Annotated in this window: 15 protein-coding genes; all 15 read left to right on the forward strand. The window is 63.5% G+C overall.

What is annotated here, in order from left to right:
• The first annotated feature begins 225 nt into the window (after positions 1 to 225).
• The 15 genes from PLU72_19530 to PLU72_19600 all read left to right on the forward strand — a co-directional run bounded on the left by PLU72_19530 (position 226) and on the right by PLU72_19600 (position 14,924).
• Complete coding sequence (locus PLU72_19530; GenBank protein ID HOT30374.1) at positions 226 to 804, forward strand: flavin reductase family protein; 579 nt, start codon at positions 226 to 228, stop codon at positions 802 to 804.
• A 25-nt stretch (positions 805 to 829) separates the two neighbouring features.
• A complete protein-coding gene (locus PLU72_19535) occupies positions 830 to 2,245 on the forward strand; it encodes an AMP-binding protein (protein ID HOT30375.1) in 1,416 nt (471 codons plus the stop codon).
• Between the two features lie 6 nt (positions 2,246 to 2,251).
• Complete coding sequence (locus PLU72_19540; GenBank protein HOT30376.1) at positions 2,252 to 3,880, forward strand: AAA family ATPase; 1,629 nt, start codon at positions 2,252 to 2,254, stop codon at positions 3,878 to 3,880.
• On the forward strand, positions 3,877 to 5,019 hold the full coding sequence (locus tag PLU72_19545; protein HOT30377.1) for a hypothetical protein: 1,143 nt from the start codon (positions 3,877 to 3,879) through the stop codon (positions 5,017 to 5,019). Before PLU72_19540 ends, PLU72_19545 begins: the two co-directional genes overlap by 4 nt.
• A complete protein-coding gene (locus PLU72_19550) occupies positions 5,016 to 6,806 on the forward strand; it encodes a vWA domain-containing protein (GenBank protein HOT30378.1) in 1,791 nt (596 codons plus the stop codon). Before PLU72_19545 ends, PLU72_19550 begins: the two co-directional genes overlap by 4 nt.
• Positions 6,803 to 7,396: a hypothetical protein gene (locus PLU72_19555; protein ID HOT30379.1), complete on the forward strand. Its 594-nt coding sequence runs from the start codon at positions 6,803 to 6,805 to the stop codon at positions 7,394 to 7,396. Before PLU72_19550 ends, PLU72_19555 begins: the two co-directional genes overlap by 4 nt.
• Before the next feature lie 78 nt (positions 7,397 to 7,474).
• Positions 7,475 to 8,191 carry a hypothetical protein gene (locus PLU72_19560; protein HOT30380.1) on the forward strand — a complete coding sequence of 239 codons (717 nt, stop codon included), beginning with the start codon at positions 7,475 to 7,477 and terminating at the stop codon, positions 8,189 to 8,191.
• A 73-nt stretch (positions 8,192 to 8,264) separates the two neighbouring features.
• A complete protein-coding gene (locus PLU72_19565; GenBank protein HOT30381.1) occupies positions 8,265 to 8,894 on the forward strand; it encodes a protein-L-isoaspartate(D-aspartate) O-methyltransferase in 630 nt (209 codons plus the stop codon).
• Positions 8,895 to 8,953: 59 nt separating this feature from the next.
• Positions 8,954 to 9,436, forward strand: coding sequence for a hypothetical protein (locus tag PLU72_19570; GenBank protein HOT30382.1), 483 nt, complete (start codon positions 8,954 to 8,956; stop codon positions 9,434 to 9,436).
• A 60-nt stretch (positions 9,437 to 9,496) separates the two neighbouring features.
• A complete protein-coding gene (locus tag PLU72_19575) occupies positions 9,497 to 10,150 on the forward strand; it encodes a hypothetical protein (GenBank protein ID HOT30383.1) in 654 nt (217 codons plus the stop codon).
• A gap of 97 nt (positions 10,151 to 10,247) precedes the next feature.
• Positions 10,248 to 11,570, forward strand: a complete 1,323-nt coding sequence (locus PLU72_19580) for an ABC transporter permease (protein HOT30384.1) — start codon at positions 10,248 to 10,250, stop codon at positions 11,568 to 11,570.
• A 14-nt stretch (positions 11,571 to 11,584) separates the two neighbouring features.
• A complete protein-coding gene (locus PLU72_19585) occupies positions 11,585 to 12,274 on the forward strand; it encodes an ABC transporter ATP-binding protein (protein ID HOT30385.1) in 690 nt (229 codons plus the stop codon).
• 15 nt (positions 12,275 to 12,289) lie between these two features.
• The gene (locus PLU72_19590) at positions 12,290 to 13,531 is read left to right on the forward strand and encodes an ABC transporter permease (GenBank protein ID HOT30386.1); all 1,242 of its coding nucleotides are present in this window, start codon (positions 12,290 to 12,292) and stop codon (positions 13,529 to 13,531) included.
• 2 nt (positions 13,532 to 13,533) lie between these two features.
• Positions 13,534 to 14,136: a rhodanese-like domain-containing protein gene (locus PLU72_19595; GenBank protein HOT30387.1), complete on the forward strand. Its 603-nt coding sequence runs from the start codon at positions 13,534 to 13,536 to the stop codon at positions 14,134 to 14,136.
• Positions 14,137 to 14,321: 185 nt separating this feature from the next.
• A complete protein-coding gene (locus PLU72_19600; GenBank protein HOT30388.1) occupies positions 14,322 to 14,924 on the forward strand; it encodes a hypothetical protein in 603 nt (200 codons plus the stop codon).
• The last annotated feature ends 213 nt before the right edge of the window (positions 14,925 to 15,137 follow it).

The raw sequence follows: 15,137 nt of genomic DNA on the forward strand, positions 1-15,137 counted from the left end.
CACCCAAATTCAACATCTACGTTAACACCCCCAACTGAACATACAAGACGAGTAGATGCGAGAAGTTTGCCGCGTTCCTTGTGAGATGCGGAGTTGCTGATGGGCCTGTGGCGATGATGCGGCCGGGTTGTGGAACGTCGGGGGATCGGATAAAATGAACGTCGAGAGGCAATGGGGAGCCGGGGGGAAGAGCAGCCGCCGGTTCCGGAAAGGGAGGAATCGCTTGTGTTGAAAAGTATAGACAAAAATACATTCGTGCCGATGCCGGTCGTGCTCGTCGGCACGATGCATAATGGGGAGCCGAACTTCAGCCCGGTCGGCTGGATCAGCCGGGTGAACGCCCAGCCGCCCATGCTTGGCATCGGCCTCTACAAGGGGCATGCCACGACGGCGGCCATCGAGGAACATCGCGAGTTCAGCGTCTGCCTTCCCGGGAAGGAACTGATCGAGCGTGTCGACTACTGCGGCCTCGTTTCGGCGAGAAAGGCGAGCAAGGCGGGCGTGTTCAAGACGTTCACCAACGAGCTGAGATTCGCTCCCATGATCGAGGAGTGCCCGCTGTGCATCGAGTGCAAGCTCGTGAAATCGGTCGATCTTCCCAGCAACACGTTTTTCATCGGCGAGATCGTCGCAGCCTATGCGGACCCCCTGATTCTCACCGACGACAAGCCCGATATGACGAAAATGCACGGGTTGATTCTCACGATGCCTGACAACCGGTACTGGAACATCGGTGATACGATCGGCCAGGCATGGGGCATCGGGAAAACCTATCGAAGCGGAGGCAAGGCGGGGGGGGCGTGATCTGCGCCTGTGTTCCCGAGAACGCATGCCGATGCCCGGCGACAGACGACTGACTGACGAAGAGCGGTTCCCGCTCCTAGACGAAACCGGGCGCCGGATGCTGGAACGCCTTCGTGAACATCCCCATGCGCCGCGCTGGACCTTCCCCTGCGGCGACCGCCTGACCCGGGAATTCTGCGACCGTATCGGATCGTTCGAGGCTGACCTGCGCTGCGGGCCGGCCGGAAGTGGCTGGGTCGGCGGCGACCGTCGTCCGGCCTGGCTCGAACCGTTTGCGGAGAAATGCCTGCGACACGTGCCGGCGTACCGGCGCCGGGCCCGTTCCGGCTGCCGGTTCGACGAGATTCCGACCTGCAGCCGCGCGGACCTGGGGCGGGAGCCATGGGCCTTCGTGCCCGATGACCAGCCGCTTGACGATCTGCTTGCCTATTATACGTCGGGAACGACGGGAAACGCGGTGTCGGTGCTTTCGCACCCGGTGACGGCGGGTGCGTATCTGGCCGCCCTGCGCGTGATGCTCGGGCGTGCCGGAATCGCGCTCGAATCCGGGCCTGACCGGGTCGCGATCGCCCAGGTCTGCGCCCAGACCGCCACGTTCACCCATGCGACGATCATGTCGTATCTCGGGGGGGCAGGATACGTGAAGGTCAACCTGAACCCCCACGAATGGCGGCACCCGGAAGACCCGGTCAGGTTTCTCGACGACACGGCGCCGGAGATCCTGACCGGTGACCCCGTCGCGTTCGCCGCGCTCGCCGAACTGCCCCTCCGCCACCGGCCCCGCGCACTCGTTTCCTCGGCCATGTCCCTTCTGCCGGGGCTGAAAGCGATGCTGGAAACGCGCTTCGGGTGCCGGGTCTTCGACGTGTATTCCCTCAACGAGTCGCGGTTCGTCGCGTTCGCGGGGCCCCACGGCCACGAAATCCTGCCGCACGACCTCTATGTCGAGATTCTCGACGAGCGGGACCGTGTCTGCCCGCCCGGGAAGAGGGGAGAAATCGTTCTGACCTGCGGCCGGAACCCCTTCCTGCCCCTGCTGCGGTACCGGACCGGCGACACGGCCGCGCTGGGCTGGGTCGAGGGAAAACCCGTTCTTCTCGGGCTCGAGGGGCGCGCACCGGTGCTGTTTCTCACGAGCGGCGGCGAAGTGGTGAACTCGATCGACGTGACGCGGGCCCTGGGGCATCTGCCGATTTCGCAGTTCTCTCTTCGCCAGGAAACGGACGGAAGCCTGGTGCTCCGGTTCCGGGGGGCGGAAGGCGAAGAAGAGGCCATGCGCCGGATCCTGGAATGCCTGTTCGGCCCAGGAATGAATATAGATATTGGTATACTCGATGCGCCGCTCGCCGGGGGAGGGAAGGCCATAACCTACTCGAGCGCCCTTTCCCCCGAAACACTCGTGAAACAGCCGTGGAGCTGGCGGCCCGCCGATGGAGGATAACGTCCCATGAGTCTGAAAGACACGTTCGCGTCGCTTGCCTCGGTATTCGGAAAGGTGTCGGCGTCGCCGACCCACCTGTCCCGCAAGACGCGGCGGAAGAGCGGTTTCGACGTCGCCGACCTGTATGATGGCCCCATCGACGTCCGGAGGACCGGCGGGACCCCCGGGGAGGGCGAGGCCGGCCCGGCCCTCGACGAAAAACTCCGCCAGGCGTATTTCTGGATCATCAACCACGCGATCATCAGTCCGTTCTACGACATCGAGTTCAACGACGAGCCGCCGCAGGGCTTCACCCTCGGCGACCGCAAAAGCCGCCTGAACCTGCCGACCGACCAGAGTTACTCGAGTTTCGTCCTCCTGCCGCTCCTGACGCTCGTCCTGCGACGCCGCTGCCTGCTGGTGGGCGGGCCGGGGCGCGGAAAAACCGCCAGCGCCGTCCTCATGGGGGTCATGGCAGGATATACACTGAAAGATATCAAACGCGCCATCCAGCACGGCCAACCGCAGATGACGATCGCCGACCTGCTTGGAAACCCCCTCCCCTCATCGCTCGTGAATGCCCAGACGATGGATGACGTGAAGATATCGTGGCGGAAATGGCTCGGGATGCGCGTGAAAATCATCGACGAGTACAACCGCATTCCGACGCGCACCCAGTCGGCCCTGCTGACCGTGCTCGCAGACGATTACGCCGAATTATACGATCAGATATACGAATGCCCGCCGTCGGCCTGGTATCTCACGGCGAACGACGACGCGGGCGGCGGTACCTACCAGGTCATCGAGGCCCTGCGCGACCGCATCGACGTCGTGGTGAAAGCGCTGCATTTCAACACGCGCTTTTTGCGCGACCTGCTGATCCGCATCGAGGAGGAGGTCCGGCCCGAAGAGGTCGTTCCGGCCGGGCTTGTCTTTTCCGGCGAAGAGATCGACCGGGCGCATCGCGAGATTCTCGCGGTCGAGATCCCGCCCTCGCTCCTGCGGCGAATCGAGTTCTTCACCTCGCATTTCGAGTTCTGCGACATCGCCGCGGACCAGATCGAATACAAGACCAAGGATACCGTGAAGCTCGGCGGGATCGATTGGCAGGCGATGTCGGGGCAGGACGCCGGCAAAGACCGGATCCGCGATCTCGGCAGCCAGACGCGCAACGGCCTCTCTGTGCGCGCGATGATGACGGTTCTCGCCTACGCCAAGGCCCTGGCCTGGTTCCGCGGCTTCGACGAAGTCGGGTTCGAGGACGTGCGCCAGATCATGCCGTTCGTCCTGCACGACAAGCTCGTCCAGGACCCGGACTCGCCGTTTTTCGAGCAGCCCGGCCATACGACGTTCCGCATCGACCGCATCGGCTGGATCAGGAAACTGTTCGATCTTTCCTGTCAGGAGTTCGACCGGCTCGGCCTCGAAAAGGAGGACCCCGTCGCCGACCTGCTCCTGGAAATCGGGAAAGGACTCGACGGCGTCGGCGAAGCCGAGGTCAGAAAGCGGCTCGCCGTGATCGAACGGCAACTTGGGGAGATTGCAAAAGGGCGCAAGATGTACGGGCACCTGTTCGACGACGTGCTCGCCCTGAAATACATGCACCAGCGCTATACCAATTATCTCAAATGGCTGTCCTGGAAGGGCGGCGCGTGAACCAGAGCGGACGTGAACGCATCGCCGGTCCGGCCAAGGGAGAGGGCCTGGTTTCAGGACCGCTGGCCGAAGCGTTCCGGCGCGGGCGCGAGCGGTTCAATACCGCCTTTTTCATCTCCCGGCAATCGTCTCCCGGTCTCGATGAAACGATCTTCGCGCAGCATCTCCGCATGCTGGCGCCGGTCGCGGACGCGGTCGCGCGCCATGGTCCGGAGCGTCTCGATGCCGCTGTCGCAACGCTCTACGATCTGCTTCTCGACCTGCTTGCAAGAGGAATCCTGAGCGATGGCGCGAGAACGGATCTGCTCCGGCGGGTCATCACGGAACTGCTTCCCTCGCTCCATGTCTTTCTCGCCGAGGCCCCGTATGAAACGGCTGGGAAACTGGTGAACGCGGCTCTTCAGATCGACGCTACTCCCGGTGCGCGGTCGAAAGAATGGATGGATCTTCTGGCTATGGTTGCTCCGAGCGTTTCGGGGCGAGAGGAATTGTTCGATGCCGGACGCGTCCTTGCATGGCGATGCGGAATGGCCCACCAGCGGACGACGGCGTTGCGCGCGGCGGAGCGGCTGAGCGAAGCGGTGTTTTTCCCGGTTCTCGGAGTTCCGCGGGCAGGCCCGGGCGGTCCCGTCTCCCCGTCGGAACTTCTCCGGGCGCTTGCTGGAGACCCCTGGCTGCATCCGGCCCGCACCGTCGATGGAACGGCCGGCCGGCCGAAGACGCTTCGGCTCGTCGCGGACGCCGGCGGGTTCCGCGGTTTCGGCGGCCCGTTCCTGGCGCCGCCCCGCGCCTGCGTCGCCGACGGTGCTCTCGTTCTGTCCGATGGCGGCCGGGCCTGGCGGATGAACGCCGATGTTTTCGGCGTCGTGTTCTCACAAATATTTGATGATATATGCCGGGACGGAAGCCGTGGCGCAGCCTCGAAACAGGCTCTCCGGGACGACGCCCACGATGTCACGGTTTCCGGGGAGGGAACGATCGCGTGGAACGGTCTGAAAACACGGTGCGACCGGCTTGCGTATCCGACCGGCGTCGCCTGCGACGGCACGACGGCCGTCGTCACCCTCAGGCATTCGCATCGCGTGCTGGTCTTTGGCCGGACCGTCGATCTTCCGGACGGTACCGGGAGGGCGGGATGAACGGGAACGATGGCCGGATCGGGGCTTGGCGAGCCCACTGGCCAGCGGCGCTGGATGCCTGGAGCCGTCACACGAAACTTCGCGAACCCCGCTGGTGCGTGACCGCGGCCGAAGCGGCCGCCGAAGGCCTTCAAAACGACGATTCCGGGGCCATGATCCGCCTGAACGACCAGACGGTGGTCATCAGTTTTCCGAACCTGGTCCGGGCGGGCCTCGACCGGTTTCCGCTCCAGATTCTCGCGCACGAGATCGGCCACCACGTATACTGCCCGGGCGATCTCGCCGACCAGGCTCGCCTTCTCGCAAGGATCCGACGCGCCCTGCCGACGTTCGAGCGCCACGCGGGCCTCGTCGCGAACCTGTACGCGGACCTTCTCATCAACAACCGGCTCCATCGCTCCGGCGGCATGAATTTCGCCGGCCTGTTCCGGGCATTGCGGGCCGACGGAAAGACCGACGCCGTCTGGACATTGTATATGCATATATATGAAATGCTCTGGAGCCTCCCGGTCGGGACGCTTTCGACGGGGAAGGTGACCCCGAGACTGAGGGCCGACGCCGATCTCGGGGCGCGACTGGTGCGCGTTTACAGCCGTGACTGGCTCCAGGGTGCGGGGAGGTTCGCGTCCCTCCTGTATCCCCATATCGCCCAGGCGACCGAGCACGACGCCGGCGAATGGATACGGAATCTGCGTGATCTCGAGAAAACCTGCTCCGGCGCCGACGTCGTGCCGGACGGCCTCATCGAGGTCGATGCCGGAGAAGCCGAAGGGGCCATTCACCCCTCCCTCGATCCTGAACTGAATGGGCTCGAGGGAGCGGGCGACGACCAGGACGGACGGGAAGACGATGGAGACAACGACGGGGACAACGAAGGGAGAGCCAGGGAAGCTCAGGCGGGCGGCGCGGGCCAGTTCCGCGAGCCCTATCAGTATGGCGAACTCCTCCGGGAACTCGGCATCAACCTGTCGCCGGCCGACTTGGCGATCACCTACTACCGGGAACGCGCGAGGCCCTATCTGGCGCGGTTTCCCCGGCGCCGGGCGCCCGAAGCGACGGAGGAACAGATCGAAGGGCTGGATACATGGGATATCGGTTCGCCTGTCGATGAAATGGATCTGTTCGAGACGGCGGCCGTGTCGCCCGTGATCATCCCCGGCGTCACGACGGTCCGGCGACGGGTCGGCATCGTGGCGGGAAAGGAGCCCGAAACCCTGCCGGTCGACCTCGACCTGTACGTCGACTGTTCGGGCTCGATGCCGGATCCGAGATATACGACCTCCTATACGGCGCTGGCCGGCGCCATCATCATCCTCTCCGCCCTTCGGGCCGGATCACGGGTGAAGGCGACGCTCTGGAGCGGCAAGAACGAAGTGAAGACGACGGGCGAGTTCGTCCGCGACGAGCGGGCGCTCCTGGCCATCCTGACAGGCTATCTCGGCGGCGGCACCTGCTTCCCGATCCACCTGCTCCGTGAGACGTTCGACGGCAGAACCCCGAAGGACCGGCCGGTTCACGTGATGGTGATCTCGGACGACGGCATCGATACCATGTTCCAGGATGACGAAAAGGGCGTCAGCGGCTGGGAAACCGCCCGCATGGCTCTCGAACGCGGCCGGGCCGGCGGCACGCTCGCCCTCAACCTGTATGCAGACCTTGACGCGTATCATTGGACCGCCCGGGCCAAAAATATCGGTTGGGATATATCCGTGGTGAGGACGCTCGAGGATCTCGTCGGTTTCGCCCGTGAGTTCAGCCGCAAGCAGTATGAAAGGACGATTACATGACGACGCGCGAAGGACCTTCGCTGGAACTGCTTCTCCGCCGGTTGGCCGAGACGCCGTACTGGTTTCTCCGAACACCCGGGGCGGATGACGGGCCGGAAGGCGGCGTCGACCTGACGGCCGTCCTCCGCGATCTGCTCCTGGACCTCGGCTGCGAGTCACCCGATACACCGGCTCTCCAGGTGATGAAACGGGTCGGCGGTCAGACCGAGCGCGGCCGGATCGCCCTGGTGCTCGCCTGGCTCCTTCACGACGGGTATTTCCTGGAGCGACGGGGGGCGTTCGTCGACGGCGCCCTCGCCGTGCTTCGCGAGATTCCCGGCCGGTTCACCGGCGTGGTCAGGGCGGAACGCTTCGTCACCGAGCCGGATCGACGGGAAGAGCTGGCACGGCTTTCCCTGAAACTTCTCGGCCTTCGGCCGGCAGGGGAGACCGACGTGCAGGCCGCGGATCGGCTCGTTTCCCTCGACAGCGTCGAGCGGGCGAACATCGTCCGGGAAGCGCGGGCGGCGGAAAAACGGGCCCGGGAAATCCGCGAGGCGATGGCCCGAAAAGCCGCCGAAGAGGCTGCGGCCACATACGGACGCGAGTGAGAGACCGGGAGAAACGGTGCTTGACCTGAGAACCCCGGATCGATACACTCACGGATAGAACGAGAGGACGGAGACGATATGGCTGAAACGAGCGGCAAGCTTCCGATCGAAGTTGTGGGACTGTCGATTTCGCGCTGCATTCTGGTGCTGGCCGAAGGGCGTATTCCTGCCGGCGCGGTCCGGAAAATCATCGGAGGCACCCTGTTTGACAACCTCGACAGCATGTGGCAGGAATACAGCCAGAAATACTGGTCGAGCTGCACGCTTCGCGCCCGGACGATCTTCTATCAGTTCGTCGAGAAAAACGGCATTGACCAGCCCCGTCTCAGGGGCGAAGAACCCCCTGACTCTTCGGGCGGTATCTGGCAGGTCGGGGCCAGGCAATACGAAACGGCCGCGCTGAAAGAACTTTTCGACATCTCCGACACATTCCTGAGGATGCCCGCTGCCAGTCGCGACAGCTTGCTCGGCATGCTGCCGCCCGATGCGATCACGGCTCTCCATGACTCGATCGTCAAGGGCAGTCTGAAATCCCTGATGCCGGACTTCGAAGCCAGGGCCGCGGGCAAGTCCAAAGAGGAAACCACCGGACTGATCGTCGGGCGCATACGCGAGTTTCTCTCGGCGGCGCCGGATTTCCTGCCGGCCGGTCTCTACCCGGAACTCCTGCAGGCACTGCTTCCCTATATCCGGATGAGAACGACGGAAAAGTCGGTCGTTTCAACGAAGACGGAACGGCCGGTCCAGTTCTCCCAGGTTCGAAAGGCCGTCAGACTTCCCGACCCGGATAAATAAAGTAGCGATGTAAATAGAACATCGTGCCGGGCCCGGACCGCACAGAAGGACGGCTCGGAGAGGATGTGAGAGTATGCGTGAAGCGCATGAGGCGATGATGCGCGACCTGGTGGCCTATGGAATTCGCGACGAGCGCGTGCTCGGTGCGATGCGGCGCGTTCCGCGCCATGTGTATATTCCCGAGATCATGAGACGGGGCGGCGAATACGGCGATCACCCGGTACCCATCGGGTACGGACAGACGATTTCACAGCCGTATATCGTAGCGTATATGACGGAAATGCTCGACGTCCGAGAGGGAGAGAAGGTCCTCGAGATAGGCACCGGATCGGGGTATCAGGCGGCCGTTCTGGCGGAGCTCGGAGCGTGCGTGTTCAGCCTCGAGGTGGTTCCGGAACTCGCCGAACACGCGCGCACGGTGCTGGAGGCGAACGGATACGACGTGAAGATCAGGATCGGCGACGGGTATGAGGGCTGGCCCGAGGAGGCCCCCTTCGATGCGATCGTTGGCACGTGCGCCGCCGGGGAGATCCCCCTGAAACTGGTCGGGCAGCTGCGCGAAAACGGAAGACTGTTCATGCCGATCGGCGAGGCCGACTTCCAGAGGCTCGTCCTGGTTCGGCGCACGAAGGAAGGAATGATCCGGTCCGACGATCTGCCGGTTCGGTTCGTCCCCATGATACATCCGCGTCCGCGGCATTGACGGACCGAGATGGCACACAACGGGCTGCTTCGCCGCGACCTGGAAAGGAGTGACGTCGAATGGAAACGATGAGCGTGACCTGGGGGTATCTGTTTTTCATTCTTGCCCTTCAGACGCTTCGGCGGCGATCGGTTGCCGTGTTGCCCTATGCGGCCGTTTCGGCCCTGTTTCCCCTGGGATCGCTCCTCTACGACCTTGACGCCCTCTCCCTCGAGAGAAAGGGGGCTTTCATCGGCCTGTTTCTCGCGGGCATCATCGTCCAGTGCGTGCTGATCTATCGGGCGAACAGGTTCTGGGCGTGTGAGCACGCCTTGCGTCACGGAGCCCATATTCCGGCAGGCATCGGAGGCCGTGAACGGCTCAAGCTGCTGCTCGCCGGCATCGTGCTCTTCGTGGCGCACGACCGGTATTTCCCGCTGCAGGCGACGCTCTTCGAATTGCTCGACCGGGCCCTGTTCTGGGCATTGTCGGCTCTCATCGGCATATCGGCGCTGGTCGCCTTCGCAACCGCCAGGCACACGGCTCATGACGGAAACCCCTGAGATCGCAAAAAACTGAACAGGGACATCCGCCATGGGTTGTGTAGTATCATCACTCCGCTCATGACGACGATTCGACGACCGCTGCTGTCCGCCGCGCTCCTGGGAATCCTGCTCTTCGCGTTTGCAGAAACTCCCGTGGCGGCGGGGTCGCTGCGGAACGAGGACGCCGTCCGTCTCCGCGAGATCGAAACCTGGCGAAAACTCGCTGCTGCCGCACATGTGCGGTACACGCACTGGATTGCGTATTCCGAGACGATCGAGAACGAACGGTGCCCGGGCGTCGTCGGGGTGTTCAATGTCGCGGCCCGATCCGAGCGTGTGTTGCTGTATCACCTGAATCGACGGCTGGAAGTTCTCGGCGGAAGGCTGAGCCGGAAGGATCAGCCTGAGTATACTCCATGCTTTACCGTCGATGCCGCCATTGCTGAGTCGCTTCGCCTCTGTTCAAATCCAGGCGATCTCTCGCTTCCGGAAAAGGTTGCCGTCCCTGACACGGCAAGTGTCGAGGCGCGGCGTGCTGCTTCCGTCACGCCTGCCATGCTGGAATGGCTCGATGCACAACTGCGGGTGATGCGGAGCGGGCCGCCAGACCTATACTGGTGGACTCGGGAGTATTTCGTCTGCTCGCTGTGTGGTATGCCGATGGCCGACCTCCGACGGAGGAAATGTTCCGCGTGCGGAGCGGACGAGACGGAATTTTTGCGGATCAGGTAAGCCGGAACCGTCCGGGGCACCCTGTTTCAGCCGCTCGGGGCATGGCTTCCGGCGGGCGGGTGTGCTATACTCGCCCTCTCCGGAGGCGAAAGAGTTCATGGCGGTATCGGTTTCATTTCGGGACCTCTTCCTGGCCGCATGGCGGGAGACGAGGCGACGCCCCTGGCGGTTCGCGGCCTGCTCGGGCGGGTATGCCGTCGCGGTCGCCACGGCCGTGCTTCTGTTGAGCGTCCTCGTCTTTTCGCAGTATATCGAGAGCGGCATTCTCAGTTCGACCGGAACCCATTTCATCGTGTATGCCCCGGCCTGCATGGACATCTCGTCCCTGACGTCGGAGGAACTGGCCCTGCTCGCCTCGGGAACCCGCCCGGCCCGGTGCGCCGACAAATGCAAGGAGTGCACCGGGTGCAATAAAAAACCTGTCGATATTGTAAACGAGGCGTTCGTCGCCCGTCAGATCGAAACGAAACTCCTGCCGTTCAGCGTACTCGATGCGGCACGGAAAGAACCCGGACTGTACAAAGGCGTTTCGCCGTATCTGCTGTACAGGTTCAGAAACCCGGCCGACGGCCACCGATTCACCGTCGGGGGCTTCGATCCCGACGACAAAACGGCGGTGCCGCCAGCCGTCTGCAGCGCCGCCGACCTGGTCGAGGGCGCCTTCCTGCATGCGAATGACACCGGAGTCGCCGTGGTCGAGCAGGGATACGCCGTCTCTCACGGCCTCAGAGTCGGATCCAACGTCACGATCGCCGGATGGCCGTTCATCATTATCGGCATCGTGGCGCCCGGCGTCAGGCCGGCCAAGGCGGACGTCTATCTGACGTTCGCCGACGCCGAGAAGGTCATCAGCCGCAACCTCCGTTCGCCGCTGTTCCAGGAGATGAACGTCATGCTCGTCGAGGTCGCCCATGCGTCGAAGCAGGACGCCGCGATCGCGCGCATGCGCGAAATCGTCCAGAGCGGCATGATCTCCACGTTTGCCTGCGCGAAACCGGCGGCCGAAGTGCTTGGACTGGGGCGTGGCGTGATCGTTTCCGCCGCCCTTCTGCTGGGCTTCCTGGCCGCGGCGTTTGGCCTCAAATCGCAGCTCGCCTCCCTTCGCGAACGTCGTCGCGAACTTGGTATCCTGAGATCTATAGGATGGCCCTCGGCGGCGATCGTGCGTCAGCTCCTGCTTGAAGCTGCCTTCCCCGGAATCCTCGGCGGACTCGCCGGTGCCGTGGCGGCGGCGGCCGCGATTCCCTTCGTTTCCCTCGAATACTGGACGGGCGTGCCTGCCCGGGTCGATTTCGTCGTGATCCCGGGCGTTGCGGCCCTCAGTGTTTTCCTTGCCGTTGCGGGCGGACTGGCGGCGGGCCTGCCCGTCGGATGGCTCGCCGTCCGGACCCCGCCGGCCGAGCAGCTGCGTAGCATCTGAAAAAGGAACCACCCATGACGGAATCCGCACCCATGATCAACGTGACCGGACTGAAGAAGAGTTTTCGCCAGGGTGGCCGGGTGATACCCGTGCTGAAAGATGTGTCGCTGTCTCTCGGAGCCGGCGAGACGCTCGTGATCACCGGGCGGAGCGGCGTCGGCAAATCGACGCTTCTGACGCTTCTCGGTGGCCTGGATCTTCCGGACGCAGGCAGGATCAGCATCGCCGGCGTGGATATCGGGGCCCTGACGCAGGACAGCCTGGCCGGTCTTCGTCGCAAGACCGTCGGCATCATTTTTCAGAATTTCAACCTCCTGCCGTCGTGGAGCGCTGTCGAAAACGTCGAGGCGGTGCTCATGCACGGCGATCTCGACCTTTCGGAGCGCCGCATCCGCGCCGTGAAATGGCTCGAACGCCTGGGAATCGGCGACCGGCTCGACAATCTGCCCGCGGAACTCAGCGTGGGCCAGCAGCAGCGTGTCGCGGTCGCGCGCACTCTCGTCAACGAACCGATGCTGATTCTCGCCGACGAGCCCACGGGAGACGTTGACCCCGAGACAGGGGCCGAAATTCTCGGCCATCTCCGTGCGGCGGTTCGCGAACGCGGCGCCTCGCTTCTCGTCGTGACGCACGGCGCCTATCCGATCGAGGCCGGCGAGCGGGTCGTGAGGCTCCGTGACGGCGTTCTCGAGCCGGTTTCCTGACGGGATCCGGTCAACATGGCGCGACACGAAGCGATTTCGATTGCCTGGAGGGAACAGCGGCGGAGACCGGGCCGGTCGCTCGCCGTGATGTTCGGCTTTCTGCTGGCCGTATCGGCGTTTCTCGGCTTTTCCCTGCTGTTCCATGCGGATCGCCTTGCGGAAGACGAGATTCTGAGGCGAGTCGGCGGCTATTTCGCCGCCTTTGCGCCCCTGCCCTCGACCGGGGTCGCAACCCCTCCCGCAGAGCTGCCCCGGGTGAAGGATGCCTCGGAAGGCTTCATCGCGAACACGATCCTTACATGCCTGTTTCCTCGCTCGCTCGTGACGAAACTGCGTGCCGTCGACGGCGTCGCCGAGGTGGTTCCTGTTCTGCTGTTCCGCATGCGCAGCCGGCAGGATGCGCACATGTTCACGCTCGGCGGGATCGACATGAGCCGGCCGCTCGCCGTGGAACGGACCTGTTGCGCGCCTTCCGACGTGAAAAGCGGCGTTTTTCTCGGCCTCGCCACGGGGAGTGAAGGCCCCGGAGCGATGCTCGACGACGGGTATGCCGCGGTGCGCGGACTCGAGGTGGGAGAGACCATCGACATCGGCGGCGTCGGGTTCCGGGTGACGGGAATCATCGATACCGGCGTCAGGCCCGTTCACGCCGACGTCTATCTCGTCTGGGATGACGCGGCGAAGGTGCTGGCTCCGCTGATGGCCGAGCCTCTCGGAGACCGGGCGAACGTGTTCATCGTCGCGGTCACTTCCGTTCTCGAGCAGAATGCGGCGATCGCCGGGGTGAAAAACATCACCGGAGCCGTCATCACGAGTTACAACTGCTTCCGACCCGCTTCGAAGGTCGTCGGGCTCAACGAGAAGGCTGCCGGGATCCTCGGGATCGTGCTGTATGGCGTCGCGGTGCTGTTCAGCCTCAAGTCCCAGCTCGCCGCCCTCGTCGAGCGGCGCCGCGAGTTCGGCATCCTGCGCTCGATCGGCTGGTCGGACCGTGATATCGGCGCCCAGCTCGTTTGGGAGGCCTTCTTGCCGGCATCGATCGGGGCCATGGGCGGGGTGCTTGTCGGCTTTTCCGTCTTCGTCCTGTTCGGAATGCCGGTTTTGAAACAGGCCGGCCTTCCCTGGACGACGGCCATCGACGCATGCCTGATCGCCCGGGGGGTGGTTCTCGCCCTCGCGGGAAGCGCCCTCACCGGTTTCCTTGCCGCGCTGCTCGTCCGGCGCACAAGCCCCGCCGAGGCCCTGAGGACGATCTGACGATGACCCGCCCGAACGGGGACGGCCGGTTTGAAATGCGTGAGAAGACGCTTTTTCGCCGCCTCTCTATATCCGCTTCGCTCTATATCATCTTTTGTTGCGCCGGGTTGGCTTCAGCTTGCGACACGGGATGCACCGGAACCTGCAGCATTGTTCCGCAGGCGAGCGGAACGTACCTCGATCCGGCGTATATTGCCAGCTCGCCCGCGGTGACCACGCCCACACTCGTCTCGCTCCTGACGGCCGGGGCGCCGATCGCCCTCATCGACTGCCGTTCTGCGGATGCCTTGGCTGAACCGAGAATTCCGGGATCGCTGGTGTTCGTCGCCGGCTGGAATCATGAAAACATCGCCGGGCGTTTCCCGGGGAAGGACATCCTGGTGATTCTCTACGACGGGGGCGCGGTCAGCGTCCGCGGCGAAGCGCGCAGGCAGCTTGCCGAAGCGGGATTTTCGAATATCCTCCAGTATCCGGACGGCATCCGGGGCTGGATCGATGCCGGGCAGGCGACCATTCCGACGGCGAGCGACTGTCTCCTCGGGGTGCCGGATATCCGGGATATTTCGATGGCAAGCGATTCCTCCCAGCCTGTTTTGATACGATAGCGTGCTTTCTGAAGAGCCCCGCCGTCCTGCGCTTGTCGAAGCCTGTCCTGAGCCTGCCGAATTTCCGGTTTGAGGCGGGAAGGGAAAAGTGGTATACAGAAAGAAATACGAGCGTTCGAGAGGCAACTCTCCGCGTTGAAATTTTCCGGCCGCTGCGACCGTGACCGAGGCAAAGAACACCTTCGATGACACCACCTGAAGAAAAGCGTGTGCCGGCCTGTCCCGACCCGAAATGTCCCTACGCCAAGACATGTCGAATCCGGACGTTCAGCGGCGGGTCGTCTGAAATCGTCGGCATGATGCGATGCGACAAGATGCCTCCCCTGCATGAGCGGAGCGCAATGGATCGGGCCATCGACGGCCCCATGCCGGATCTCTCGAAACTCGACGAGAAAGATCAGTTCATCCAGTCATTCTCGCTGACGATGCTGATACACGACGCATTCGTCCAGCAGAAGGAGAACCTGCTCAATCTGCTGGGCCAGTGGCTGATGGCGGCCATCCCGGCGATCATCAACCTGCAGCGGTCCTGGCCGTTTCTGACGCGGACGTGGGCCGGCATCGACCTGTGCGAGAACGTCCTCGGCCGGTATGCCGATTTCGTGCTCGCGGTCCTGTTGGTCGGGTTCAGCTCGGCCCTCTACTCGATCCTGTTCATCCGCATTCTCGAGATGCGTGACATGAAGTATCTCATCCTGCTGTTCGTGCTTCTCGGCTTCTCGTTCCTGCTCCAGGAAACCCTGATGATCGGCTGGGACCACCTTCTCAGGATGTATGGTCTGGATTGAGCCCTGCCGAGACCCCGGCTGCCGTATTATATAAAGAAAAATATATCGCCAATGCCGGTCCTGGAACGGAAAACGGCGGGCCGATTATCGGAACCAGGCTGCCCGGCCGCGGAAAGGCTCTCGACACGCCGACGCGCGTCATCCGGGCGCACGGCGGGTGTTGGCACAGCCTGAACCGGCATGGTAAAGTTGAACCGTTGGATTCATGATTAT

Source organism: Candidatus Ozemobacteraceae bacterium (assembly GCA_035373905.1).
Taxonomy (GTDB): domain Bacteria; phylum Muiribacteriota; class Ozemobacteria; order Ozemobacterales; family Ozemobacteraceae; genus MWAR01.

Excerpts from the sequence above, each read along its gene's own strand:
- PLU72_19535 (HOT30375.1), top strand. The coding sequence starts at position 830 with ATGCCGATGCCCGGCGACAGACGACTGACTGACGAAGAGCGGTTCCCG.
- PLU72_19540 (HOT30376.1), top strand. The coding sequence starts at position 2,252 with ATGAGTCTGAAAGACACGTTCGCGTCGCTTGCCTCGGTATTCGGAAAG.
- PLU72_19550 (HOT30378.1), top strand. The coding sequence starts at position 5,016 with ATGAACGGGAACGATGGCCGGATCGGGGCTTGGCGAGCCCACTGGCCA.
- PLU72_19555 (HOT30379.1), top strand. The coding sequence starts at position 6,803 with ATGACGACGCGCGAAGGACCTTCGCTGGAACTGCTTCTCCGCCGGTTG.
- PLU72_19560 (HOT30380.1), top strand. The coding sequence starts at position 7,475 with ATGGCTGAAACGAGCGGCAAGCTTCCGATCGAAGTTGTGGGACTGTCG.
- PLU72_19565 (HOT30381.1), top strand. The coding sequence starts at position 8,265 with ATGCGTGAAGCGCATGAGGCGATGATGCGCGACCTGGTGGCCTATGGA.
- PLU72_19570 (HOT30382.1), top strand. The coding sequence starts at position 8,954 with ATGGAAACGATGAGCGTGACCTGGGGGTATCTGTTTTTCATTCTTGCC.
- PLU72_19575 (HOT30383.1), top strand. The coding sequence starts at position 9,497 with ATGACGACGATTCGACGACCGCTGCTGTCCGCCGCGCTCCTGGGAATC.
- PLU72_19580 (HOT30384.1), top strand. The coding sequence starts at position 10,248 with ATGGCGGTATCGGTTTCATTTCGGGACCTCTTCCTGGCCGCATGGCGG.
- PLU72_19585 (HOT30385.1), top strand. The coding sequence starts at position 11,585 with ATGACGGAATCCGCACCCATGATCAACGTGACCGGACTGAAGAAGAGT.
- PLU72_19590 (HOT30386.1), top strand. The coding sequence starts at position 12,290 with ATGGCGCGACACGAAGCGATTTCGATTGCCTGGAGGGAACAGCGGCGG.
- PLU72_19595 (HOT30387.1), top strand. The coding sequence starts at position 13,534 with ATGACCCGCCCGAACGGGGACGGCCGGTTTGAAATGCGTGAGAAGACG.
- PLU72_19600 (HOT30388.1), top strand. The coding sequence starts at position 14,322 with ATGACACCACCTGAAGAAAAGCGTGTGCCGGCCTGTCCCGACCCGAAA.